At 53.1% G+C, this 24,579-nt stretch carries 20 protein-coding genes; 13 read left to right on the plus strand and 7 right to left on the minus strand.

Annotated features, from left to right (window positions below; genetic code table 11):
* Window positions 1-56: 56 nt before the first annotated feature.
* The 6 genes from leuS to MUG09_RS00240 form a co-directional block, all read right to left on the minus strand.
* On the minus strand, window positions 57-2,573 hold the full coding sequence (leuS, locus tag MUG09_RS00215; RefSeq protein ID WP_244772569.1) for a leucine--tRNA ligase: 2,517 nt from the start codon (window positions 2,571-2,573) through the stop codon (window positions 57-59).
* 38 nt (window positions 2,574-2,611) lie between these two features.
* The gene (locus MUG09_RS00220) at window positions 2,612-3,877 is read right to left on the minus strand and encodes a hemolysin family protein (protein WP_244772570.1); all 1,266 of its coding nucleotides are present in this window, start codon (window positions 3,875-3,877) and stop codon (window positions 2,612-2,614) included.
* 81 nt (window positions 3,878-3,958) lie between these two features.
* Window positions 3,959-5,008, minus strand: coding sequence for a GNAT family N-acetyltransferase (locus tag MUG09_RS00225; RefSeq protein ID WP_244772571.1), 1,050 nt, complete (start codon window positions 5,006-5,008; stop codon window positions 3,959-3,961).
* 20 nt (window positions 5,009-5,028) lie between these two features.
* Complete coding sequence (locus MUG09_RS00230) at window positions 5,029-5,859, minus strand: GNAT family N-acetyltransferase (RefSeq protein WP_244772572.1); 831 nt, start codon at window positions 5,857-5,859, stop codon at window positions 5,029-5,031.
* Entirely contained in the window at window positions 5,850-6,890 is a 1,041-nt protein-coding gene (gene corA, locus MUG09_RS00235; protein WP_244772573.1) for a magnesium/cobalt transporter CorA, read from the minus strand. The genes MUG09_RS00230 and corA overlap by 10 nt, the downstream gene beginning before the upstream one ends.
* Before the next feature lie 8 nt (window positions 6,891-6,898).
* Window positions 6,899-7,495 carry a lysoplasmalogenase family protein gene (locus MUG09_RS00240; RefSeq protein WP_244772574.1) on the minus strand — a complete coding sequence of 199 codons (597 nt, stop codon included), beginning with the start codon at window positions 7,493-7,495 and terminating at the stop codon, window positions 6,899-6,901.
* 92 nt (window positions 7,496-7,587) lie between these two features.
* On the opposite strand from MUG09_RS00240, the gene MUG09_RS00245 reads away from it, so the two are divergent.
* From MUG09_RS00245 to MUG09_RS00300, 12 genes are all read left to right on the plus strand, one after another.
* Complete coding sequence (locus MUG09_RS00245; protein WP_244772575.1) at window positions 7,588-9,390, plus strand: DNA topoisomerase IV subunit B; 1,803 nt, start codon at window positions 7,588-7,590, stop codon at window positions 9,388-9,390.
* The gene (locus tag MUG09_RS00250; RefSeq protein ID WP_244772576.1) at window positions 9,390-11,369 is read left to right on the plus strand and encodes a DNA topoisomerase IV subunit A; all 1,980 of its coding nucleotides are present in this window, start codon (window positions 9,390-9,392) and stop codon (window positions 11,367-11,369) included. Before MUG09_RS00245 ends, MUG09_RS00250 begins: the two co-directional genes overlap by 1 nt.
* A complete protein-coding gene (locus MUG09_RS00255; protein WP_244772577.1) occupies window positions 11,369-12,058 on the plus strand; it encodes an RluA family pseudouridine synthase in 690 nt (229 codons plus the stop codon). Before MUG09_RS00250 ends, MUG09_RS00255 begins: the two co-directional genes overlap by 1 nt.
* A 181-nt stretch (window positions 12,059-12,239) precedes the next feature.
* Entirely contained in the window at window positions 12,240-12,908 is a 669-nt protein-coding gene (locus MUG09_RS00260; RefSeq protein WP_244772578.1) for an aspartate/glutamate racemase family protein, read from the plus strand.
* Entirely contained in the window at window positions 12,908-13,726 is an 819-nt protein-coding gene (locus MUG09_RS00265) for a transketolase (RefSeq protein ID WP_244772579.1), read from the plus strand. The genes MUG09_RS00260 and MUG09_RS00265 overlap by 1 nt, the downstream gene beginning before the upstream one ends.
* On the plus strand, window positions 13,723-14,673 hold the full coding sequence (locus MUG09_RS00270; RefSeq protein ID WP_244772580.1) for a transketolase family protein: 951 nt from the start codon (window positions 13,723-13,725) through the stop codon (window positions 14,671-14,673). The genes MUG09_RS00265 and MUG09_RS00270 overlap by 4 nt, the downstream gene beginning before the upstream one ends.
* A 47-nt stretch (window positions 14,674-14,720) precedes the next feature.
* On the plus strand, window positions 14,721-15,743 hold the full coding sequence (locus tag MUG09_RS00275; RefSeq protein ID WP_244772581.1) for a TRAP transporter substrate-binding protein: 1,023 nt from the start codon (window positions 14,721-14,723) through the stop codon (window positions 15,741-15,743).
* A 76-nt stretch (window positions 15,744-15,819) separates the two neighbouring features.
* Window positions 15,820-16,296: a TRAP transporter small permease gene (locus tag MUG09_RS00280; protein ID WP_244772582.1), complete on the plus strand. Its 477-nt coding sequence runs from the start codon at window positions 15,820-15,822 to the stop codon at window positions 16,294-16,296.
* Window positions 16,293-17,579 (plus strand): TRAP transporter large permease, encoded by a 1,287-nt coding sequence (locus MUG09_RS00285; RefSeq protein ID WP_244772583.1) that lies wholly within the window; start codon window positions 16,293-16,295, stop codon window positions 17,577-17,579. The genes MUG09_RS00280 and MUG09_RS00285 overlap by 4 nt, the downstream gene beginning before the upstream one ends.
* Window positions 17,580-17,582: 3 nt before the next feature.
* Window positions 17,583-18,635: a transaldolase family protein gene (locus MUG09_RS00290; RefSeq protein WP_244772584.1), complete on the plus strand. Its 1,053-nt coding sequence runs from the start codon at window positions 17,583-17,585 to the stop codon at window positions 18,633-18,635.
* A complete protein-coding gene (locus tag MUG09_RS00295; protein WP_244772585.1) occupies window positions 18,635-18,973 on the plus strand; it encodes a cupin domain-containing protein in 339 nt (112 codons plus the stop codon). The genes MUG09_RS00290 and MUG09_RS00295 overlap by 1 nt, the downstream gene beginning before the upstream one ends.
* A gap of 73 nt (window positions 18,974-19,046) precedes the next feature.
* Entirely contained in the window at window positions 19,047-19,751 is a 705-nt protein-coding gene (locus MUG09_RS00300) for a FadR/GntR family transcriptional regulator (RefSeq protein WP_244772586.1), read from the plus strand.
* Here the strand turns inward: MUG09_RS00300 and MUG09_RS00305 are convergent.
* Complete coding sequence (locus tag MUG09_RS00305) at window positions 19,748-22,687, minus strand: PEP/pyruvate-binding domain-containing protein (RefSeq protein WP_244772587.1); 2,940 nt, start codon at window positions 22,685-22,687, stop codon at window positions 19,748-19,750. The genes MUG09_RS00300 and MUG09_RS00305 overlap by 4 nt on opposite strands.
* 224 nt (window positions 22,688-22,911) lie before the next feature.
* Between MUG09_RS00305 and gdhA the strand changes: the two genes are divergently transcribed.
* The gene (gene gdhA, locus MUG09_RS00310; protein WP_244772588.1) at window positions 22,912-24,249 is read left to right on the plus strand and encodes an NADP-specific glutamate dehydrogenase; all 1,338 of its coding nucleotides are present in this window, start codon (window positions 22,912-22,914) and stop codon (window positions 24,247-24,249) included.
* Window positions 24,250-24,579: the final 330 nt, after the last annotated feature.

Consider the following 24,579-nt stretch of genomic DNA (forward strand, 5'->3'; position numbering starts at 1 on the left):
TAAAAAACCACGCCCGATTTTGCTCGGACGTGGTCTCAACCTTGTTGGTTCTCTCGTTATTTTACAACGATATTCACCAGCTTATCGACAACTACGATCTCTTTGACAATGGTCTTTCCCTCGAGCCAGCTCGCAAGCTTCTCGTCCCTCTTGGCCATGGCCAGGACTTCGTCCTTGCCGAGCCCCTTGGGGACCGTAGTCTTGGAACGCACCTTTCCGTTGATCTGGAAAACCATTTCAATCTGGTTGTCGACCGTCAACTCCTCAACGAACTGCGGCCACGCTGCTGTTGAAAGACTTGTGCTATGGCCAAGGCGTTCCCACAGCTCCTCGGCAAGATGGGGTACGTACGGTCCCAGCAGTTTTACAAGCGTCTCGGCCACCACCTTGGGCAGGACATCGATCTTGTACAGCTCGTTGACCAGTACCATCATCTGGCTGATGGCGGTATTGAAGTTCAGGGTATTGGTATCCCAAGTCACTTTCTTGATCGTCTTGTGCAGCGTTCTGTTCAGCTCATCCGAAGGCTCTTCATCGACGATGACACGCTCCTCAAACAGTCTGTAAATTCGGTCGAGGAAGCGATACACACCAACCAAGCCGGTGGTAGCCCAAGGTTTGGAGACTTCAAGAGGTCCCATGAACATCTCATACATGCGCATTGAGTCGGCACCGTATTCGCTGATGATCTCATCGGGATTGATGACGTTCTTCAGGCTCTTGGACATTTTGGCGATGACACGCTCAAGCACCTCGCCGGTTGCCTTCTCCACGAAGACATCGGTCTCCTTTTCCTCGACCATATCGGTGGGGACAAGGCTCTTGTCCTTGCGTTGGAAGGCATAGCTGGTGATCATGCCCTGGTTGATCAGCCGCTTGAATGGCTCGGGAGTGGAAACCAGACCGAGGTCGAAGAGAACCTTGTGCCAGAAACGGGCATAAAGCAGGTGAAGCACCGCGTGCTCTGCTCCCCCGACATAGAGGTCGACGGGCATCCAATATGCTTCCTTTTCAGCCGATACGAACTGCTTTGTGTTGTTTGGATCGAGATAGCGCAGGTAGTACCAGCAGGAACCCGCCCACTGGGGCATGGTGTTTGTTTCACGTTTTGCTTTTCCGCCGCAAACCGGGCAGGAGCAATTGACCCACTCATCAATCTTTGCAAGCGGGCTCTCTCCGGTTCCGCTGGGCTCATAGCTGCTTACTTCGGGCAGCAGCAGGGGGAGCTGGTCCTCAGGGACGGCTACCGTACCGCAGGTGGGGCAATGCACCAAGGGAATGGGTTCCCCCCAATAGCGTTGACGGCTGAAAATCCAGTCGCGAAGCTTGTAGTTGACCGCCTTCGAACCAAGCTTGTGTTTTTCAAGCCATGCAAGCATTGCATTGATTGCATCTTCCTTGTTCAGGCCGTCGAGGAAGTCGCTGTTCACATGCACGCCATCCTCGGTCCAAGCCTGGTTCTGTACATCGACCTCACTCTTGAGGACTTCGATGATCGGAAGCTCGAACTTCTTTGCAAACTCCCAGTCGCGGGTATCGTGGGCGGGAACGGCCATGATGGCGCCGGTTCCGTAACTGATCAATACATAATCGGCGATCCAAATGGGGATGCGCTTGTTGTTTACCGGGTTTATTGCATAACTGCCGCTGAAGACACCGGTCTTGTCTTTGGCAAGGTCGGTTCTTTCGAGATCGCTCTTGCGGGCGCTTGCCTCAAGGTAGGCCTCAACCGCCTCTTTCTGTCCGGTCTTGGTCAGTTGTGCAACCAGCGGGTGCTCAGGGGCGACGACCATGTAGGTCGCTCCAAAAAGCGTATCGGCACGGGTGGTATAGACTTCCAGGTGCTCATTCGATCCATCTATCTTGAAGAGGACCGAGGCCCCCTCACTGCGACCGATCCAGTTGCGCTGCATGAGCTTCACCGATTCAGGCCAGTCCACACTGTCCAGGTCGGCAAGCAGCTTGTCGGCATACTCGGTGATCTTGAGCACCCATTGGCGGATGTTCTTGCGAACAACCGTCGTTCCGCAGCGCTCGCACTTTCCTTCCTTGACTTCCTCGTTTGCGAGGCCGGTCTTGCATGCCTCGCACCAGTTGATCGGTGTGTGGGACTCATAGGCAAGGCCCTTGTTGAAGAGCTGGATGAAAATCCACTGGGTCCAGCGGTAATAGTCGCTGCTGTGGGTCGAAATCTCTCGATTCCAGTCATAGCTGAACCCCAAGCTCTTGATCTGCTTGCGGAAGTTCTCGATGTTCTTCTCGGTGGTGGCACGAGGAGGAGTTCCTGTCTTGATGGCATAGTTCTCAGCCGGCAGTCCGAAAGAGTCGAAGCCCATCGGATGAAGCACGTTGTAGCCGTTCATTCTGAGGAATCTGCAGTAGATATCGGTAGCGGTATATCCTTCAGGATGGCCGACGTGCAGACCAGCGCCGGAGGGATAGGGGAACATATCCAAGACATACGCCCGCTTTTCCTTGGGGATGCTTGGATCCTCGGTGACGGCAAAACTCTGATGCTCGTCCCAGTACCGTTGCCATTTCGTTTCTATTTCATGGAAGGGATATTTGCTCATGGGAGCCATCATACCTTCGCATCACGCTTCAGTCAACGCTACAGAAGGGTTCCATCATCGATGGTCGGGGAAAATTCCACAGCCTCCATTCTGTTTCCCTTCATGGAGATGATGCGAAAGGTTCCTAAAGGAGACTGGACAACATCCCCCTCTTGGGGAATGTCCCCGGTCAACTCCAAAACATAGGCGGCAACAGTGGAAATCCTCTGCCTCTGGTGGTCGGCCGAAAGATCCAGCTCGTCGATGAACTGCTGGAATGGAGTGTCGGCCATCACCAGGAAAGTACCCGGCATCTGCTCACGCTCGACAATCCGGTCGGGGAACCTTCGCTCATGCTCATCGTAAAGTTCGCCGAAGAGCTGCTCGGCCACGTCTTCCATCGTCACCACTCCGCTGAAACCGCCGTATTCATCCAGGACGATGGCTTGCTGCAGCTTGTCCTTCTTGAACAGGAAAAACACATCGTCGAGGTGCATCTGTTCAGGGACGAAGATGGGCTTTCTGAGAATGGTCGAGATGCTCTTGTCCATCCGTTTTTCCAATTGGGCACGCAATATATCGCGGACAAGCACAATACCGATGATGTTCTCGGCGCTGCCATGGAAGACCGGGACGCGGCTGAAGCCGGACTTCACAATAGACGGGAATGCATCACGGATTGTAAGCTCGTCGCTGATGCAGAATACGTTCGTCCGGTGGGTCATGATGGTGCGTACCTGGGTTTCGCTGAAGTGGATGGCCCTCTGCATAAGGTCGGACTCATACTGGTCAACCAAGCCTTCATCCTCTGCGGCGTCCACCATGTGCATCACCCCTTCGGTTGTGATAGCCGGCTCTGCATGGGAGGCGAACAGGCGGGTGATCAGGGAGGAGAACTGTCTGAGCAGCCAAACAACCGGAAAGAGGACGATGGAAATGAACCTGAGAGGATAGGCCATGAAGACGGCGATCTTCATGTTGTGGGTGAGGGCCAGCTGCTTGGGCGTGATCTCTCCGAAGATCAGAATCACCAAGGTCAGCAGACCGGTGGCGTACCCAACCGCCTGGCTTGAGAAGTATTCGATGGCGAACGTGGTCACCAGGGCGGAAGCTGAGATGTTCACCACGTTGTTGCCCACCAGAACTGTCGTAAGCAACGCGTCACGATTCTGGCTGAGTTTGTACGCGACTCTGCTGGAACGCTTCCTGCGGTTCTCCAAGGTCTTGAGCTGTACGAAAGAGAGGGAGGTGTATGCTGTTTCCGTTGCTGAGAATACAGCGGAAAGCAGCAACAGGATTATAATGGCGGTCAGTTGTACTTGCATGTACACCCCCCGGCCACATACGAAAAAAGCGAGTGTTCGTTTGAACACCCTTTACTAGGTAACGGGTCATCCATAATGGAATCAGTATACCAAGAGAAATGCGTAGCAGGCAAGGGTAAGTATGATGCCGTACGTCCTGTAATTCCACCCTTCCCGCATGATTCGTGATGCGTTGAAGCCACAGAATGGATAGAAGAAAAAAAACGTATCCAGGGTAAGCAAAAAGAGGGTGTAGGGATTGGGAAGCAGTATGAACAGCAGTGCGAGCGAAGTGTTGGAAACCAGGCTCATCCGAGCCAAGTCCCTTGCATGGGTCTTCATCGACCAATTGCTACCTTGTATATAGAGGTTTCCGGGGACGGGAAACGGCAGCCCTGCAAGAAAGGGCAGCAGAAGGGCTGTGAAGTACGCCGTATCCCACTGCCGATAGACGAGCTGGATTTTCCTTGCATGTGCAAACACCAGTGAGGGGACGGTGCGTACGAGCAGGCTCAGAAGGGGTATCGCAACCAAGAGAGACTTGTTCGGGTGGGAGACCTGCATCCATGAGAGGTTGAGAAGGGAAAGCAGGTTCCAACCCAAAAGAACGGGAAGAAACAGCAGGGTGTTCGCGACACACCCCAACACAAAGGCCTTGCAGTTTTCGGGGTATTCCTGCTTGGTTGCATCGTCGAGATGCAGATGCCACATGAAGTAGCCCATGTCGAAAAATCGGGAGGCATGTTTCCAAACTCGAAAAAGTCCGAAACGAAAGCGTCGTATTTGGCCGACGAGAGGAAGGCGTGAGAAGCCCTCGTTCTCCAGCTGTTTGAACGATGCCGGATTGTCCCCTTCAACACATGCTGCGACATCGGTGCAGCCCAGGCTTTTAAGGAAGGGAAGGGACTCGGATATAAGTTTGCCGGCAAGGCCCTTCCCACGGTGCTTTTCATCGGTGTAGAGCCAACCCAGATACCCCATGTTCACCTGCTCGTTCACCCGGTAGACATCGAGGTTCAAGCCTGCAACCACCCTGCCTTCATAGAGGACTACCAAGGTGGTATCGGGGTGAAGAAAGAAAATGGAGGCAAGACTCTTGTCAAAGCAGCGTTGCATGAGTTCTTTCGTCTCGCTCTCCTGTTCCTTTTTCATGATTGAAATGGTGTATGTGCTCATATCTGCGACTCTGAAAGGGTGAGGGTCATTTCGCTTTGGGTGGTGAAGTTGGAGAACCCGACTTCCTGCAAGGCCTTGATGGTCAGATCATCGCCATGGTCGACATTGAGCATGCGGACCGATTGGGTCGTACATGCCATTGTACAGGAAATAATGGCCTGCTTCAGCAAATCCACATCTCTATACTCAGGCTCTATGTTTATCTGGGCTATTAATCCACGATTCGGGTGATACCAGACAAAGCCTTTCCTTACTCCCTTTTCCACAATATCAGAGCATGTGTATGCTCCTTCTGCAACCGACTCATCACTGTTCTGGTAGCTTGGCTCAAAGCTTGCAGGGACGATGTATCCTTTATCGTGATTTTCCAGGATAAGGTCGGACCGACCAGTGAGTTCCTCCTGTTTTACTGTGAAGCACAACAGGCTGCGCCTGATCGCAAACCCATGACTGAGGTAGAGGTTCTTTGCCTTGGTATTGGTATCGAGGACCTCAAGGACGAAGGTGGTGCACCCTCTTGACCGGAGGTGTCCTATTGTATCGTCAATGAGGATGTGGGAGAGGCCTTGACCCCGATAGGAGGGAATGATGCCGGTTCCGGCATCGTATGCCGTGTTGCCCCTTCGTCCAATGAGCAGAAAGCCCACCAAATCTCGTTTCTCGAACAGGCCCACCGAGTCCTCACTGGTATAAGAGAGGCTTTGCAAATGGGCTTGCAAGGCCGCAAGCGTCATGGATACCGGTACATCGTAATCACTGAATGCTTCATTGAAAACAGGAAGGAGCTGCTCGATATCTGTGTGCTTGAGTGAGGCTGTCACCACCATTTTTTCCTCCTGAAATAGATGGCCATGCCGCTGACAACGAGAACACAGCAGACCAGGATTGCATAAAAGCCCCAATAGGCAGCGGTAAAGGGCATATATGAGAAGTTCATACCATATAGACCGGTCAGGAACGTGAGCGGAATGAATACTGTCGAGATGATTGTCAGCACCTTCATGATGGCATTCATTTTCATATCGAGACTTGAAAGGTAGACTTCCATGATACCCGACACGGTTTCACGCATCATATCGCACTCATCGGCTAGCCAAAGGGCGTGGTCGTGGATGTCGCGCAACAGGAAGGTGGTGTTTCGGTCGAGAAACGGATTCTCGGTTCGAATGAGGGTGGTCAGGATATCCTTAAGCGGGCTGGTCATTCGCCTGAGCTTCAGAATCTCGGCTTTTTGTTGATGAATTGCCGAGGCGGTGGTCTGTTGGGGGTTGGTGATGACCAGCTCCTCAAGGTTCTCGGTCTTCATTTCCAACTCATCGGCCTTGACCAGGTACTGATCGACCACCCGGTCGATGAGGGCGTGCAGCAGGGCGCTGGAACCCGCACTCTGCAGCTTTGTCGCCGAGGAGAGCTGGCGAACCACCGCCTCAAACGTCTGGTGGCTGTACTCTGCAATCGACAGCACCCATCCATCCCCTAGAAAGAGTGTCAGCTGCTGTTCTTCACTTCCTTGATGAGCCAAAATCCTCAAGGTGACTGAAAGATAGGCGTCGTACTGGTCCAGCTTGAGCCGCTGGTCGGTGGAAAAGACATCCTCAAGACTGAGATTGGCTATCTGGAACTCTTTGGCAATCTTTACGATGGTCTGGATATCCTCCAGCCCGGTTATCTCGACCCACCTTATACTTTCATTGCCGGCCTGCCTGAAACCCTGTTCCACCCGATACGATCCTGAGCGGTAGTGATGGGTGCGCACGGATGTCTGTTGGGGTTGGGTATCTCCGACATAGACAAGGCTTCCAGCGGCCAGTCCTTCTTTCTTCTTGTGAGCATAGGGATTCACTTTCTTTTCGTGCATACGTTCTCCTACAGATTGACCAATCCCTGCACCAAAAGCAGTTGTGCGAGTATGTAGGCGGCCATTTCCGTGACGACGCTGAAGCGGCGTCGATGCAAGGTGTCCATGGCAATCATACCGTCGGATATGATGAAAGCCAAGGCTCCCAGTGAGGCAAGGTGCGAACCGGATCCGAAGCACAAGGCTGTCATCACGAACAGATTGATGCCGTAGAGGACATAGCGTAGTTTGACAGCAGATGCTTTGAGAAGCAATACAAGATAGATCAAAGGAATGAGTGCAATCAGAGTCCCGATTACCAGGAGGGGCTGATGAAGAGGGCGCAGCAACAGATGGATGGAGTAGAGCAGGTGGGCGAGTGCGAAGCTGACCATGCCCAAGGTGAAATAGGCTTTCCGGGTACCGTCGGTGAGAAAGTAATCGCCCAGCGTTGCAAGTGATAGTGAGACAAGCAGGAGAGGCTGGGCTCCGTTTGCCAGTACGTACGCCATGAGGGTCGGCATCAAGAGTACTTTTGTCAACGAGCCCGGTCGCTTCAAACCTTCTGCGCGAAGGCTCAGATGCAATAGGGCCAAAGCGATGTACAGCAAGAGTATCGTATCCATACATGCAGGGTACTGGAGCGAATATGAGAGTGCAAGAGAGAAAGATGAGAGTATTTTGCCATCATTATGGAATTCTGCTATAATCCCTGGATATGGCAAAGACAACCTATGATGAATCGAAAATCCAAACGCTCAGCGCGCTGGAGCATATACGAAAGCGCCCAGGCATGTACATCGGGCGATTGGGAAATGGTACGCATGTCGATGACGGCATCTACATCCTCCTCAAGGAGGTGGTGGACAACAGCATCGATGAATTCATCATGGGGTTCGGCAGCAAGGTTGTCATACGCCGCAAAGAGTGCGAGGTCCGGGTGCGTGACTATGGTCGCGGCATACCGCTTGGCAAGGTGGTTGATTGTGTTTCGATCATCAATACCGGTGCAAAATACAGCGACGATGTATTTCAGTTTTCCGTCGGTTTGAACGGGGTGGGAACGAAGGCGGTCAATGCGCTCTCCTCCCGCTTCGTGGTCACCAGTTATCGTGAGGGCAGGTTCCACAGCGCAACCTTCTCTCAGGGCATCATTGTGAACGAGGCGAACGGGGACACCAAGGAAGTCGACGGGACCGAGGTATCCTTCATCCCCGATCCCGAGTTGTTCGGAGACTATGCCTACAACGAGGACTTCATCATCTCCAGGCTTTGGAGTTATGCATATCTGAATACCGGGCTCTCGCTCGATTACAACGGTAAAATCTATAAATCGGCACACGGCCTGCTCGACCTGTTGGAGAAAGAAGTGGGAACCGAAGCCCTCTATACCATCATCCATTATCAGGCCAAGCAGATTGAGTTCGCCCTGACCCATGTAGCGGGCTCCTATGGGGAGAATTACTTCTCCTATGTGAACGGCCAGCATACCACCGATGGAGGAACCCATCAGAGTGCCTTCAAGGAGGGGATACTCAAGGGTATCAACGAGCACTTCAAGAAGAACTGGGCACCCCAGGATGTTCGCGAGGGCGTGGTCGGGGCGATTGCTGTGAAGGTAAAGGACCCGGTGTTTGAGTCGCAGACGAAGAACAAGCTGTCCAATACCGAGATCCGTACATGGATTGTGAACGAGGTGCGGGACGCCCTCGTTGATTTCCTGCTCAAGAATGCCGAGGAAGCCCAGAAGATCTATCAGAAGATCATCAACAACGAGGCGCTTCGCAAGGAGCTCAACGAGGTCAAGAAAGGGGCGAGGGAGTCGGCCAAGAAAGTATCGTTGAACATTCCCAAGCTCAAGGATTGCAAATACCATCTGGGTCAAAGTGCCTCCCATCAGGATGAGTGTGAAAAGTCCATGATCTTTTTAACCGAGGGTGATAGCGCATCGGGAACCATCACCAAGACCCGTGATGTCATGACCCAGGCCGTCTTCAGCCTCAGGGGAAAAATTGTAAATGTCTATGGCAAGAAGAAGACCGAGATCTACAAGAATGCCGAGCTCTATAATATGATGGTCGCCTTGGGGATTGAGAACGGGGTGGAAGGGCTCAGGTACGGCAAGGTCATCATCGCAACCGATGCCGACACCGACGGGTTTCACATCCGTAACCTCCTTATGACCTACTTTCTGACCTATTTTGAGGATTTGGTGCTTGCAGGCAGATTGTATATTCTGGAGACTCCGCTCTTTCGGGTGCGCAACAAGAACCAGACGGTCTACTGTTACAGTGAGCGTCAGCGTGACGATGCAGTTGCACAAATCAAGAACAGCGAGGTGACCCGCTTCAAGGGCCTCGGGGAGATCGACCCCAAGGAGTTCGGCCAGTTCATCGGTGAGGATATGCGTCTCATTCCTGTCTCGATTGCAGGCATGAACGAGATGCATAAGACCATGGAGTTCTATATGGGCAGCAATACTCCCGATAGACGCGAATTCATCATGGAGAACCTAATCTAATGACCCAGGCACACTCAATCTTTAAACAAAACTTTCTTGAATATGCCAGCTATGTCATTAAGGAGCGGGCGATTCCCGACCTTGTGGATGGGTTCAAGCCGGTTCAGAGGCGTATCATCCATACGCTTTTTGAGATGGATGACGGTAAGTTTCACAAGGTGGCGAACGTCGTAGGTTGGGCGATGCGTTACCACCCGCACGGCGACTCTTCAATCTATGAGGCCTTGGTGAATCTGGCCAACTGCGACTTGTTCATCGAACGACAGGGTAACTTCGGCAACACCCTCACCGGTGACAGCGCCGCCGCGGCCCGGTACATCGAATGCCGACTGCTTCCTTTTGCCAAGAAGGTGTTGTACAACCCCGAGCTTACTGAATTTGTCGACTCGTACGATGGAAGAAACCAAGAACCGGTTGCCTTCCCCGCAAAGATTCCCGTCGTCCTGATCCAAGGTGTCAGCGGCATAGCAGTTGGTATGAGCACCTATATCCTTCCCCACAATCCGTTGGAAGTGCTCGATGCAATGGCTGCCTCCTTAAAGGGGGAGAGCTATCAATTGTACCCCGACTTCCTTGGCGGGGGTATCGTTGACGTTGAGGACTACCGCGATGGAAGGGGTTCTGTGTCTGTGCGGGCCAAGCTCAACACCTCCGATCCAAAACGCATCATCATTGAGGAACTTCCGTACGGGACCACCAGTGAAGCGATGATCCGGTCGGTTGAGGAAGCTGCCAAGAAGGGTAAGTTGAAGATCAGTTCAATCAACGACTATACCGCCGAGAAGGTGAACATCGAGATCAATCTGGCTCGCAACACCTATGCCCAGGAGATCGTCGACGCCCTCTATGCCTATACAGATTGCGAGACAAAGCTTTCCATCAACCCCCTGGTGATCAAGGACAATGTACCGACCATCATGGGTGTGCATGAAATCCTGGATTGGCATGCCCGGCATCTGGTGGTCGTCCTGAAAGCCGAGCTTGAGCTTGAGAAGGGTCATCTGCTGGACAAGCTGCACGCCCGGACCCTTGAACGTATTTTCATCGAGGAGCGCATCTACAAGCGAATCGAACAGAAGAAGAGTGCGGACGAGGTGAACAAGGCTGTCATCTCCGGCTTCAAGCCCTTCACGGAGCGGCTTCTCCGGCCGGTCGATTTGGATGACGTCGAGCGACTTTTGAAGATTCCCATCAGGCGCATCAGTCTGTTTGACATTGAGAAAAACCGAGAGGACATCGATCAGATCAATGCAAACCTCGCCGAGATCGAGCGCAAGCTTGCAGACTTGGTAGGCTATGCCCTCACCTATATTGCCGAGCTGAAAACAATGCTCGGCGTCAAGGAACATCAGCGCAAGACCACGATCAAGACCTTCGAGCTGATCGACGTCAAGGAGGTTGCCGAACGCAACCTGGCCGTCAAGTACGATCCCGCCAACGGCTATCTCGGTTACGCGGTCAAACAGGGAAACACCCTTTTGGAGGTGAGCACCTTCGACCGTGTTCTCGTCATACGCAAGGAAGGGACCTACCAGGTCATAGATGCTCCGGAGAAGGAGTTTGTGGGTAAGGGGCTGCTCTACTGCGGGTACGCGGACAAGAGCGAGCTTGCCAACCTTGTGTTCTCGGTCATCTATCAGGAGAAGACGTACAAGTACCTCTTCCTCAAGCGTTGCCAGATCGTCAGCTACCAGCTGAAGAAGGTCTACCCCTTGCTGCCTGAAGGAAACTTCAAGCTCGTCAAGCTCAGCACCTATGCCAATGCCGAGCTGGTTGTCACCTACAAACCCAAGCCGGGACTGAGGATACTGGAGGAGAAGTTCTACTTCTCCGATTACTTGGTGAAAAATGTGAAGGCGAACGGAGTGAGAATTGCAGTGAAGGAGGTGGCCTCCCTGAAACTGAGATCGGTCAAGGAAGTCGTGCATGCCAATACCGCAGAACCTACACTGTTCGATGATGAGAATCAGGAGGAATGATGGACATCAAGGATAGGATTCTTTATGAGGACAACCACCTGATCATCATCAATAAGCTGTGCGGTGAGTTGGTTCAGGGGGATGTGACCGGGGATGAGACGTTGGCTGATTTGGTGAAGGAGTACCTGAGGGTGACCTACGCCAAGCAAGGCAATGTGTATCTGGGCATCCCTCACCGTCTGGACCGCCCCACCAGCGGCATTGTCGTCTATGCAAAGACCGAGAAGGCTTTGATTCGCCTCAATGAACTGTTCAAGGGCAGTTCGGTCAAGAAGACCTACTGGGCGATCGTGGACCATATGCCCAACCAGAGTGAGGGAACCTTGGTCCACTACATCATCCGCGATACCAAGACAAACAAGAGTGTGGCTCTCTCGGTGGAGAAGAGAGGCGGCAAGCTTGCCAAGCTCGACTACAAGTTGATTGCTGCATCCAAGAATTACTTTTTGGTTGAGGTGAATCTGCATACCGGCCGTCATCACCAGATCAGGGCGCAGTTTGCGGCCATAGGCCTGCATATCAAGGGCGATCTCAAGTATGGTTCTGCACGATCGAATCCAGACGGCGGCATCTGCCTGCATGCCCGCTCCATTGATTTCATCCATCCGGTGAAGAAAGAGCAGATTTCCATTACAGCCGCACCCCCTGACGATACACTGTGGAATGCCTTTGTTTCAGAGAGGCACTGAAAATTTCTGCCGAAAGCGGCAATAGTTTTCAGTGAGGGATAATTGCCTCTCCTCGAAAATACCTTTTATTGAGTATCCACCCTACAGCAGGGGTGGATTGTTTTTCCTTGACAGATTGCAAAACGTGCCTCATTCTTCATATGTATGATGTATGATGATAAAGAGCATGGGGGTGCATAACATGGCTGAACATAAGATTGCCGCAATATATACTGGAGCTGCTTTAGTCAAACCGCTTTCGGATTTGTTGAAACAGACGCTGCCCGACTGCAAGGTAATGAATATCCTTGACGACAGCATGATCGCCGAAATCATCGAGACAGGATATCTGACGAAGGCTGTGAAGCGCAGGTTGTACGGCTATTATGAAATCGCCTGCGCCTCGGGCGTTGAATTGATTCTCAATACCTGCTCATCCATCGGGGATGCCGTCTATGGTGCACGGGAGTTCTTCCCCATCCCCATCGTACGCATCGATGAGCCGATGGCGAGGCGGGCGATTGAACTCACCGACTCCATTGCCGTCCTGGCAACCCTTCCCACCACGCTCGATCCGACCATCCGCCTGCTTCAGCGTTGTGCTTCTGAGATGGGCAAGTCCATCCGCACGATCAGCGCCCTGGCCGATGGGGCGTTCAGCGCCATCACAGCTGGCGACGCAGAGGCCCACGATCGTCTCATCGCCGAGACCGCCAAGCAGGTCGGTGACCGTGCCGAGGTCATCCTGCTCGCCCAGGGCTCGATGGCCAGAATGGAAGAACCACTTGCCAAGCTTACCGGCAAGACGGTGCTCTCAAGCCCCCGTCTTGGCGCCTTGATGGTCAAGGATCTGCTGAGGGAGGCCCGCTGATGGATATCCAGGCATTACAGGATATATCGCTGTCCCTTCGACGTGATGTGGTTGAAATGGTCTATCGCACCAAGGACGGGCATCCCAGCCCAAGCTTCTCGGTCGCCGACATCATCACCGCCCTCTACTTTGAAATCATGCGCTTGGACCCTTCCAATCCTGACTGGGAGGACCGCGACCGCTTTGTCCTCTCCAAAGGCCACAGCTGCCCAGTTCTCTATGCCGCTCTCGCCAAGAAAGGGTACTTCCCCCGCGAGGAGTTGTTTACGCTGCGCTACCTCAACAGTCATCTGCAGGGACATCCCTATGCCCCCAAGACCAAAGGCTTGGATGCCACAACCGGTTCACTGGGAAACGGGGTATCGATCGGTCTGGGTATGGCCTTGGCTGCCAGGATTCGCAGGAAGGACTACCAAGTCTATGCCATCACCGGAGACGGTGAGCTCGGCGAAGGCATGATTTGGGAGGCTGCGATGGCTGCCAGCCATCATAAGGCTTCAAATTTGACCGTTTTCATCGATAACAACAACTATCAGAGCGGTGGAACCGTAGGTGAAGTCTCAGGACCCTATCCGATCGAGGACAAGTGGCAGGCTTTCGGTTGGCATGTCCAGACGATCGACGGACACGACATCGCACAGATTCTGAAAGCTGTAGAGAACGCCCGTCTGGTCAACGACAAGCCCTCGGCCATCGTCTGCAAGACGGTGAAAGGCAACGGCGTCTCCTTCATGGTGGGGGAAAATTCGTGGCATAAGCGTGTTTATACTGATGAAGAGTACAAGCAGGCCATCAAAGAGTTGGGAGGAGCAGTATGAGCACCGTTGACAGCACAAGAATTGGATTTCGTGACGCTCTGCTGAAATTGGCCACCGAGCGCGAGGATGTGGTCTTTGTCTCCACCGACTCCCTCAAGGTAGTGAAAGGCGAACCCTTCTTGGAACAGTTTCCCGACCGGGTTGTGGAGCTGGGAATCTCGGAACAGAACGGAGTGGGTGTTTGCAGCGGTCTCGCCGCCAGCGGCCTCCTTCCTTATATATGTACCTATGCTGGGTTTCTGACGATGAGAGCCTGCGAGCAGATGCGCACCTTCGTCTCTTATCCGAACCTCAAGGTTCGGTTTGTCGGAGCCAACGGAGGTCTGCACGGGGGCAACCGTGAAGGGGTTTCCCATCAGTTCATCGAGGATGTAGGCATTCTCAGGGGTATGCCGAACTTCACCATCCTCTGTCCGGCCGACGGAGGACAGGTGTATGAGGCGATGCTGGCAAGTGCCGATATCGACGGGCCTGTCTACATTCGCATCGGCAGCGGCCGTGAGGACAAGGTGTTCCCCGACGGAACCCCGTTCCCTATGGGAAAAATCCGCACCCTCGTAGATGAAGGAAACGATGTAGCCCTGCTTGCCCATGGGTTTGTGCTGGGTCGCGTCCTTGAGGCCGCCAAGAAGCTCAAGGAGGAAGGCATCAAGGCCAAGGTGGTTGAGGTGGCTACGATCAAGCCGTTGGACAAGGAAGGACTTGCAGAAGTCCTGAACGCCACCGGTTGTGCGGTGACTGTGGAGGACCATACGATCATCAACGGTCTCGGTAGTGCCGTCGCCGAGGTGATCGCAGAGGGAGCCCCGGCACACCTGATCCGTCTTGGACTGCAGGATGTCTACGGGGAGTCCGGGTTCCCCGAGGAGCTGCTTGATGCCTATGGCATGCGCGTTGAAGATATTGTCAGCGCAGCCAAAAAGGCCATGTCACGGAAAAAACTGTAACGGTTTCCGGGTATACCGGAGTTCGTATAAAAAAGGAGAACATTGTTATGAAGAAAAGGATTATCGCATTACTGCTCGTTGTTTCCTTGGTTGGTGTGCTGTTTGCCGCAGGGCAGGCTGAAGCTAGCGGACCTACCGCCGCCAAACCCTTGGTGCTCCGGTATGCGCACATGAACCCCGCTTCCAGCCCGAATGGACTGCAGGCAACCTACTTTGCCGACAAGATCGCCGAGAAGACCGGCGGCGCCATCAAGATCGAGGTGTATCCTGCAAGCCAGCTTGGTTCCATTTCTGAAATGGCCGAGGCTGTATCCATGGGCTCGATCGCCATGCACCACAACACCTACGGAGGTCTTCAGCCCCTGCTCAACGACCTGGGCCTGTTTGACACCCCGTATCTGTATCGTGACGTCGACCACCTCTTGAAGGCCACCGATCCCGAGACCTCTCCGGCCTTGAAGGAACTGAACCAGAAGCTCATCGACACCAGAGGAGTGAGAATCCTTTACTCCTTCTATTTCGGTACCCGTGAGCTTACTGCAAACCACGCTGTCTACTCCCCCAAGGATTTGGCAGGCAAGAAAATCCGTGCCATTCCCTCTCCCATTTATCTGGCAGCGGTCGAAGGCATGGGTGCAGTAGCAGTGCCCATCGACTGGGCTGAAGTCCCCGTGGCTCTTTCCACCGGCGTAGCCGACGGACAGGAGAACCCGGTAAGCACCTTGGTCACCAGCAATATCTACGAAGTGCAGAAGTTTGCCATGATGACCGACCATATCATGGGTTCCGAACCTGTGGTTATCAACGAGAAGGTCTGGCAGGGCTTGAGTGCCGAGCATAAGAAGATTTTTACCGAAGTGGCACGCGAGACCCGCGATTGGGCTTCCAACTATGTGCTGCAGAATGAGGCCAAGGATGTGCAGACCCTCAAGGACAAGGGCATGAAGATCATCACCAAGGCAGACGGGCTGAAGGTTGATGAGTTCCGCGCCTCTGTTTCAAAAGTGGTGAATGATCGCTTCGGCGCTGCCTGGGGCAAGTACTATGAGATGATTGCCGCTGTTAAGTAAGTATAAGTAACTGGTGGTGGATGGAAAGAAATCTTTCCATCCACGCTCGCCCCTTCTATGAGCAAGGAACAATCCTATGAACAACCTCGCAAAAAAGGTGACCAAGGGATATCAGGCGGTGGCAGTGGTTTTCCTGCTGGTACTGTTTCTTTCGGTCTTCATCCAGATTATCATGCGCAACGTATTCCATGCAGGCTCTATTCAGCTGGAGGAACTTGCCCGGGTTTCTTTGGTCTCCTTGGTATTTCTCATGATTCCTGTTCTCACCTTTGAAAAGAAGCACATCATCGTCGATATCGTGCTCCTCTATCTACCCAAGCAGGCAAAGAAGTGGGTTGGTGTGGTCACCCAACTTCTGGTCATGTGCTTCGGCATCTACGTACTGTGGGCGATTGCAACCATCATGGAGCGCAACTGGAGTGTCAGGACTCCTGCGCTGAATATGCCCAACGTTGTATTCTACATTCCCATCACCTTGGGGATTTTCGCAATGACAGTCCTCTCCCTTCTGGGAGTCTGGATGTCTATCAGTGGAAAGGAGGAAGAGGTATGAGCGGTTCCTTGGTGATTATTCTTTTTCTCTTTCTGCTTGCCACCGGACTTCCCATCGCCGTAAGCATGGGCATTCCCTCGGCTCTCTATCTGATGATGGCAAACATCCCTCCAAGCCAGCTGATCCAGCGCATGGTTACCAGTCTCAACTCCTTTCCAATGCTTGCCGTTCCCTTGTTCATCCTTGCCGCCGGCATGATGAACAGCTCGGGGATCACCGAGCGTCTGTTTGAATTTGCCAAGCTGTTGGTCGGTAGGATGAAGGGAGGCTTGGCCCAGGTCAACATTGTCGCCTCCTTGATCTTCAGCGGCATCAGCGGTGCGGCCCTGGCCGACGTAGGCGGGCTTGGAAACATCGAGATCGAGGCGATGGACAAGCAGAACTATCCCCGCACCCACTCAGCGGCCATTACGGCAGCCTCTGCAGTAATCGGTCCGATCTTCCCTCCTTCCATCCCTCTTATCATCTATGGAGCAGCCGCCGAAACCTCCTCGATGCGCCTGCTGATCGCCGGGGTTCTTCCCGCCCTGGTCATTGCCATGGCATTGATGATACAGGTAGCTTTCTTCGCCCGCAAATTCAATTACCCCCGTGGTGTGGACCGTAAATTTTCTTTCTCTGAGATCAAAGCAATCACCAAGCGCGGCCTTCCCTCCATGTTGATGCCTGTCATCATGATGGGCGGCATGCTTTCAGGCTGGTTCAGTCCGACCGAGGTTGCTGCCATTGCAGTGGCTTACGCCATCGTGCTGAGCCTGGCTTACAAAGAGCTGACGTTTGCTTCGTTTATCAATAACTGTATTGAAACACTGCGATCGACGGCGAGCGTCTTGTTCATCGTCGCCTCGGCAGCCATATTCGCCTGGGTTCTCACCGTAGAGCAGATGCCTCAGCAGGTTTCGGCGCTCATGCTCAGCATCTCTGACAATCCGATCATCCTGCTCATGCTCGCCAATGTGATTCTCCTGATCGCCGGCATGTTCCTTGAGTCCACCGCCGCCATCATGATCCTGACCCCGATCCTGCTGCCTCCTTTGGTGGCTGCAGGGGTGGATCCGGTTCACTTCGGCCTGGTGATGGTGTTCAACCTGATGATCGGCATGATCACCCCGCCGGTGGGTATGAGCGTATACATGCTCAGTCCCATCGTGGACCTGCCTGTAGGGAAGGTGTTCAAGGCGGTTCTTCCGTACTTGGCTTCATTGCTGGCCGCCTTGGTTATCCTGACGTATGTTCCGCAGATTTCCCTGTGGCTCCCCAATCTTGTTTTCGCTTCGAGGTAATCTATGAGCAAATCTTATTTTCACCGTGTACATGAACAGACTCGCACCCGGTTTTGGATCAATAATCCAACCCTTGAGCAGGCAAGGCTTGCCATCGAGGCCGGAGCGATTGGGTGTACCACCAATCCAAGCTATGTCTCCAAGCTCTTCAGTAGTGAAGAGGATTTGAGAGTGGTGAACAGGGCGATCGACTTGCTGCTCCCCTATGAGAAGAACGACTCGATTGTAGCGTCGAAGGTGCAGCAGATGATGGTAGCCCGGCTTGCGGATGTGTTTCTTCCGCTCTATACAAGAAGCGGGGGCAAGGAAGGGTTGGTAACCATCCAAGGCGATCCGTTTGCCGAGACCGATACCTCCCTCATCATTGAGGAAGGTCTTGAGAATCGAAAAATCGGAGAGAATGTCTGCATCAAGATTCCGGTGACCACCTGGGGCATCGAGGCCATCAGTGCAATGGTTGAGCGCGATATTCCCACCATGGCCACCGAGGTGATGGGGCTCTCCCAGGCTGTCTCGATTTGCGAGGAGTACCAAAGGGTGAGCAGAAAGAGCGGTAAAACGCCTCCGTTCTTTGTTACGCATATCACCGGCATCCTGGATGACCACTTCAAGCGGGTCATCAAGGCGAACAATCTGAAACTCGATGAAAAGCTGGTAAAATATGCAGGGCTCTCCATTGCCAAGAAAGAGTATGAGCTGCTCAAGAGCCGTAACTACCCCGGCATCATGATTGGAGGCGGGGCACGCAAGCTGGAGGACTTCACCGAACTGGTCGGCGGGGACCTGCACATCACCATCAACTGGACGGGAACCGCCGAGACGCTCATTGAAGCGGATATGCAGGCTGTCAGTCGTATCGAGGAGAATTTGAGCGATGATGAGATGCAGCTTCTCAAGGATCAACTTCCCGACTATGGGCGGGCCTTGGACGTCGATGGGATGCAGGTGGATGAGTACTACGACTACGGCGGTGTCGAGCTGTTCAGGACTTCCTTCCAGAAGGGATGGAATGAGTTGCTTGCCTTGATCGCTCAACGCAGGAGAAATGCAGAATAATGGATGCAAAACATCGGGGAAGCCTCACTACGGATAAACGGGTCAGCAGGGCGAAGGGGATCGATCGAGTAACCCTTACCTACGACAAGGACAATATGATGTGTTACTTCTACCTTGAGAAGGGTTCGAAGCTTGAGATGCATACTCATGTACAGAGCCAAAGCGGTATTGTCATCAAGGGACATATTCACTTCATCAAAGGGGATGGACAGATCCTTGACCTGCATGCCGGTGATGCCTACTACTTTGCCTCCAACGACCCCCACGGTTCGAACATCCTCGAGGATACCGAGCTGATCGAGTGTTTTGCTCCCTCACGGGACGATTACAAGGACTGAGTACAACCTTTCTTGCTTTCGGAACAAGGTGTTGGTATGATAGGTGTGCTAATCTTTAGGGGGGTGCTTTCTCATGGAAGACATATTCGCAGTCCGCGAGGCTCGGCCTTCAGCGGTTGAAGGGGTGATTGAGAAGATCAAGGCCCTGTTGATCGAACAAAAACTCTCCCCCGGGGATATGATTCCCAATGAGATCTCCCTTGCAGAAAGCCTGAAGGTTGGAAGGGGTACGGTGCGTGAGGCACTGAAGATTCTTTCCGCCTACGGGGTGGTGGAAATCAAGCAGGGGTATGGTACCTACGTCTCCAGTGCCTCGAACAAGCGGCTCTTCGACCCCCAGCTCTTTCAGATTCTGGTCCAGGACAGGGACTACAAGTCCCTCACCCAGGTCAGGCAGCTGCTTGAGGAAGGCATTGTGAAGCTTGTCATTGAGAGCGCAAGCGATGAGGAGCTTGTCCTGCTCGATCAGACGATGCAGAAGTTCCAGACCGAGCTGGCAAAACCCGATGCCTCGGCCCAGCATGCGGGCTCGCTGGATTTACGCTATCACCGCCTGCTTGCACGCTTTTCGCACAACAGCATTGTGGAGAACATCTATAACTTCGTCATCGAGCTCTTCACCAAGACAATCAATCCGATTCATATCGGTGTCGATGAGGTTCACCAGCGCCTGCATCAAGCAATCATAGACCGAAATACGGACAAGGCGGTAGAGGCTGTCAGGGAGCACACCGCCATCTGGATTTCCGGCTACGAGGCGGCGCATAAAGTCGTCTAAGGCAACAGTACCACCCCTTCTCCCTTGAAACCGTTCACCTTGATGGTGAGGTTCTCACTGCTTCGGGCATGGATGAAGTGCTCGGTCTCGTCATATATGTCCAATTGCTTCAACTTCTCAAGCTCAAGTCTACCCGAGCGGTGGTCAGGATTGATGGTCAGGTACATACAGCCCAGGCTGGTCATGTTCTGGAAGAAGTGCGTTCCCTGGCTGGGTTCGACTTGAAAGCCTCTGAGTCCGGTTTCGATGATTACCTTGGACCTTGAGATCTGCGACCAGGTTACCGGGATTCCCAGCCACGGGTCGCAGCTGCCCAGCCTGCCTGCCACCAAGAGCGCATAATCTTTTTCAGCAAGCACCATCTGGGCGTTGAGCTTGTCCAACTCCTTTGCCATATCCTTCATGTGCGAGGCATCGAAGCGGTCGACCTTAAGATAGATCAAATCCTGGATGTCCTCGATTTTCCCGTTTCCCATCACGACCGTCGAGTAGATGGCTGCCGCTTCCTTTTCCTGATCGGTAATGGAGACGTCGCTCTCTTCGTTTCCTGCTGCGATGGGTCTGATTTGCAGCAGGCTGAACTCCTGTTTCTTGGGAGCCTTTCGGTTGAGGTTGACGGCGAACTCGATTTCAACAGGCTTGCCCATCGCCTGTGTCCCCAGGGTCAGTACATCCTTGACGATGCTTGCCAGGGGGAAAGCGTCATACTTGAGCACCCCGTTGAAGGTGATGACCTTCTGGCCTTCGGCCCGGACCGACTCGCTGAGCGTTCCGTTTTGCATATCGAAGGTGCTTGCGATGTATTTCAGTGCCTCAGGATGCTTTTGCGCCTCTTCGAGTTCGAGAAGTTCCAGATTCTCCAGCCCTCCCACGTCCAAGGGATGGTAACCGTGTTCCAGGTTCAGTGCATAGAACGTATGCTGGCTGCTTGTCTGGTCTCCGCCCAGAAATTGTGCGGGCCGCTTCGGATGGGTGGGAGAGAAACGCAAGGACGAGCCGTTGTCCACCACCGACTTGCCGAAGCCGAAGCTCAGCATTGCCACCCCGTCCTCGGGCTTTTCCCCGCCAAGTGGATAGTAGTTCAAGGACCGGGCGACTCCGCTGATGTTTGGATACCAGTATGAGCCGTGCTCGCTGCCGATGACCTGCTGGATGATGACTGCCATTTTCTCATCCTCCAACATATGTTCGGTGGCTTTCAGGTACTCTTTTGCACTTCTGAAATAGGTGGAAGCCCATACAGCACGGACTGCGTCACACAACTCCTCGAGCCTCTTTTGGTCATCACCCACATTGGGAAGCATGCAGGTCTCATAGACTCCGGCAAAGGGTTGGTAGTGGGAGTCCTCCAAAAGACTGGATGAACGTACGCAAATCGGTTGGTGGATGACCTGGATGATCTCTGCAAAATTGAGCACCAGATCTGGCTGCAGGGGCTTGGAGAGGAATACTTTCAAAAGCGTTTCATCCGGCAAATCCGCTGTGGTGATGTCCTTGAGGTTGTTTTCCTCGATGAACTGGGTGAATTGGTCGGTGGTGACCACGACGGTGCGGGGGATGGAAAGGTAGACTTCAGGGTATTTGGCTTGGAGCTTCGCCGCTCTGAGGACCATGTCTATGAAGGCAAGACCTCGGCCTTTACCTCCAAGAGAACCTCCTCCGATCCGGCTGAAAAAGAGGGTCTCGTCGTAGTTGTTCCTGCTGAACTGGGCGATGACGCCTTTGGTTCTCTCGCTCCGATAGGTCCTGATGATTTCGATGAGTTCCTGCTGCACCTTCTTTGCACTTCCGTGCCGGGGTATCTGTAAATCCTTGATTCTTGCCGCCAGGGTATAGAGGCTCTGGGCCCTGAGCCAGCGGGAGAACTCATTGCGGCGACAGTGGTAGTCGAAACTCTCCTCGGGAATGGAGGGAAGGAGCCGCTGCAGGTCCCGCATGGTTTCGGCTCGGGCGATCTCCTCCATGGTCTTTGGGTCGCGGAAGATGAAAGGCCCGAAGCCATAGTGACTGGTCATGAATCTGTTTAATTCAAACAACAGGGAGGAGCTGTTCTTCCAGATGAAGTTGGCGCCGCTGTCCTCGGCCATATCGCGGGAGTTTGCATCGCTGCTTTGTATCAGGATTGGGATTTCAGGATCCTGCTTGAGGACCAGCTGCGTCAGCTCAAGACCGGCATACTTGTCCTGTTCCCCGCTTTTAAGGTAGGACATGTCGGTGATGACTCCCAAAATGTTGTGCCGATAGGTGGTGTACAGCCCGATCGCCTCTTCAAAGGTCCTTGCAAGCACGATTTTGGGTCGACCGCGCATTCGCAGCGTCTTGCCCCAGTTATTCAGCGCTTCCAAAATGGCTGAACGGTTCTGCTGGATGAGGCAGGTGTACATCATGGGCAGGTAGGAGGAGTAGAAGCGGATCGAATCCTCGACAAGAATGATGACTTGGACATCGGCTTCCTTGGTGTCGTGGTCGAGGTTCATCCGGTCCTCCACCAACTTGATCATGGCCAGGAATATGGTGGGATCGCCCTGCCAATAGAAGAAATAGTCGATGTCCTTGCAGTCCGAACCCTTGATGAGCTTGTTGCGCCGGTGGCTTGATGAGGGGGAGAGGGCGATGACCGGCATGTCTTTATCCAACGCCTTGATGGAGGAGGCCAGCTGTTCCACCGACTCCGGACCGAGGTCGAGCATGGTGATGACAAGCTCGAACTTGCGCTCGGCGATGAGCTTGAGTGCCTCTTCCCCGGTGCTTGTGTGGGTGATTTTCGGAGGGTTGTTCAAGCCGAGCTGGGTGTACTCCAGATACAGCTCCTCTTCCACCCGTCCGTCCTCCTCAAGCAGGAAGCGGTCGTAGTCATTGCAGATGAGCAATACGTTGTAGATATGTTTCAGCATCAGGTTGCTGAAGGGCAGCCAGGTTGGGTCGAGGGTATACATAGCAAGTAGTGTAGCATGAGCGCCTGGTTTTGGATAGAATTTCAAAGTCTGCTGAAAGTTGATTAAAAATTCAAAATATATACATTAATTTGAACAATCAAGTAATATAAAATTAAATACTAACGTTTAACTCAATTTAAAGATTGACAGATTGAAATGGCGGGTTTAGTCTTTTTAGACAAGCTACGTGTGTTGTAGCTGAGTTGAAGGAGATAAACCCAAGTATGTATAGCCTTGATGCATTGATGGAAGAACTGGAGCGGAGGAATCCCGCCCAACCTGAGTTTATTCAGGCGGTGAGAGAGGTCCTGGAGAGCGTCATCGACGTGGTCAATGACAATCCAGTCTATGAGAAACATCGGATTCTGGAACGTATGACCGAACCTGACCGTATCTACTCGTTTCGCGTTGAGTGGGAGGATGATGAGGGTAATCTGCAGGTCAACCGAGGCTATCGGGTACAGTTCAACAATGCAATCGGACCGTATAAAGGCGGGCTTAGATTCCATTCCAGCGTAACGCTTGGCTCGCTTAAGTTCCTTGGGTTTGAGCAGACATTGAAGAACAGTCTTACAACGCTGCCGATGGGCGGTGGCAAGGGTGGAAGCGATTTCAACCCACGCGGCAAGAGTGATGCAGAGATTCTGCGCTTCTGCCGTTCGTTCATGACCGAACTGCAGAAGTATATCGGTCCTGATACCGACGTTCCCGCCGGTGACATCGGCGTTGGGGCGAGGGAGATCGGCTTCCTGTATGGACAGTACAAACGCATCAGAGGCGAGAATACCGGCGTGTTGACCGGCAAGGGTCTGGGCTACGGAGGCTCGTTGGTTCGTCCCGAGGCCACCGGATACGGGACGATGTACTTTGCAAAGGCAATGCTTGAGGCGAAGGGCGAGAGCATGAAGGGAAAGACAGTCTCCCTCAGCGGCTTCGGCAACGTGGCCTGGGGGGCTGCGGTGAAGGCGACCCAGCTGGGTGCGAAAGTGGTGACCATCAGCGGTCCCGATGGCTACATCTACGACAAGGATGGAGTGGGAACCCCCGAGAAGTGGGCGTATATGAACAACCTGCGCACTTCAAACAACGATGTGGTTGCTCCCTATGCAAAGAAATTCGGTGCTCAGTTCGTTGCAGGCAAGAAGCCTTGGGAGGTGCCTGTGGATCTTGCTTTCCCCTGCGCCATCCAAAATGAGCTGAATCTTGAGGATGCCAAGACACTCGTTACCAACGGCGTCAAATATGTGATTGAGACTTCCAACATGGGTTGTACAGCCGATGCTGTGACCTACTTCATCCACAGCCGCATCCCCTTTGCCCCGGGCAAGGCCGCCAATGCCGGCGGAGTCGCCGTTTCGGGTCTTGAAATGAGCCAGAATGCCATGCACCTCAGCTGGAGTGCCGAGGAGGTGGATGAGAAACTGTACTCGATCATGGTAAAAATCCATCAAGCGTGTATTGCCGAGGGTAAACAAGCCGATGGGTATGTGAACTACGTGAAGGGTGCAAACATTGCAGGTTTCAAGAAGGTAGCCGATACCATGGTGCAACTGGGCTATTAGGAGAAAATATTCCTTCGGGATTGTGTATCAAGAGAGTCTTCCAGTTTGGAAGGCTCTCTTTTTAACCACTAGAGACGCGACAGATTTCGACGGTTGTAGGTCTCCTGTCCCTGGGATTTTCTGACGAGCAAGCTTCTGCTAGCAAGGGGAAAACGTACCGCAATACCAAAGAGTCTTGGGTATAGCCAGCAAGGAATTGAAGTAAGTTTTCTTGTTCTGGTTTGACCCTTTCCGACCTTTTCGATACACTTTTTTCAAGAGACGATAGCTAAGTGCTATGAAACCTATATAACACTATATATAGCGTTATTCAACTTTATATAGCACCAT

Origin of the sequence: Sphaerochaeta associata (assembly GCF_022869165.1) — a bacterium.
Classification (GTDB): domain Bacteria; phylum Spirochaetota; class Spirochaetia; order Sphaerochaetales; family Sphaerochaetaceae; genus Sphaerochaeta; species Sphaerochaeta associata.

Bases quoted from the DNA above. Each gene is read 5' to 3' on its own strand.
- leuS (WP_244772569.1), bottom strand. From the start codon at position 2,573: ATGAGCAAATATCCCTTCCATGAAATAGAAACGAAATGGCAACGGTAC.
- MUG09_RS00220 (WP_244772570.1), bottom strand. From the start codon at position 3,877: ATGCAAGTACAACTGACCGCCATTATAATCCTGTTGCTGCTTTCCGCT.
- MUG09_RS00225 (WP_244772571.1), bottom strand. From the start codon at position 5,008: ATGAAAAAGGAACAGGAGAGCGAGACGAAAGAACTCATGCAACGCTGC.
- MUG09_RS00230 (WP_244772572.1), bottom strand. From the start codon at position 5,859: ATGGTGGTGACAGCCTCACTCAAGCACACAGATATCGAGCAGCTCCTT.
- corA (WP_244772573.1), bottom strand. From the start codon at position 6,890: ATGCACGAAAAGAAAGTGAATCCCTATGCTCACAAGAAGAAAGAAGGA.
- MUG09_RS00240 (WP_244772574.1), bottom strand. From the start codon at position 7,495: ATGGATACGATACTCTTGCTGTACATCGCTTTGGCCCTATTGCATCTG.
- MUG09_RS00245 (WP_244772575.1), top strand. From the start codon at position 7,588: ATGGCAAAGACAACCTATGATGAATCGAAAATCCAAACGCTCAGCGCG.
- MUG09_RS00250 (WP_244772576.1), top strand. From the start codon at position 9,390: ATGACCCAGGCACACTCAATCTTTAAACAAAACTTTCTTGAATATGCC.
- MUG09_RS00255 (WP_244772577.1), top strand. From the start codon at position 11,369: ATGGACATCAAGGATAGGATTCTTTATGAGGACAACCACCTGATCATC.
- MUG09_RS00260 (WP_244772578.1), top strand. From the start codon at position 12,240: ATGGCTGAACATAAGATTGCCGCAATATATACTGGAGCTGCTTTAGTC.
- MUG09_RS00265 (WP_244772579.1), top strand. From the start codon at position 12,908: ATGGATATCCAGGCATTACAGGATATATCGCTGTCCCTTCGACGTGAT.
- MUG09_RS00270 (WP_244772580.1), top strand. From the start codon at position 13,723: ATGAGCACCGTTGACAGCACAAGAATTGGATTTCGTGACGCTCTGCTG.
- MUG09_RS00275 (WP_244772581.1), top strand. From the start codon at position 14,721: ATGAAGAAAAGGATTATCGCATTACTGCTCGTTGTTTCCTTGGTTGGT.
- MUG09_RS00280 (WP_244772582.1), top strand. From the start codon at position 15,820: ATGAACAACCTCGCAAAAAAGGTGACCAAGGGATATCAGGCGGTGGCA.
- MUG09_RS00285 (WP_244772583.1), top strand. From the start codon at position 16,293: ATGAGCGGTTCCTTGGTGATTATTCTTTTTCTCTTTCTGCTTGCCACC.
- MUG09_RS00290 (WP_244772584.1), top strand. From the start codon at position 17,583: ATGAGCAAATCTTATTTTCACCGTGTACATGAACAGACTCGCACCCGG.
- MUG09_RS00295 (WP_244772585.1), top strand. From the start codon at position 18,635: ATGGATGCAAAACATCGGGGAAGCCTCACTACGGATAAACGGGTCAGC.
- MUG09_RS00300 (WP_244772586.1), top strand. From the start codon at position 19,047: ATGGAAGACATATTCGCAGTCCGCGAGGCTCGGCCTTCAGCGGTTGAA.
- MUG09_RS00305 (WP_244772587.1), bottom strand. From the start codon at position 22,687: ATGTATACCCTCGACCCAACCTGGCTGCCCTTCAGCAACCTGATGCTG.
- gdhA (WP_244772588.1), top strand. From the start codon at position 22,912: ATGTATAGCCTTGATGCATTGATGGAAGAACTGGAGCGGAGGAATCCC.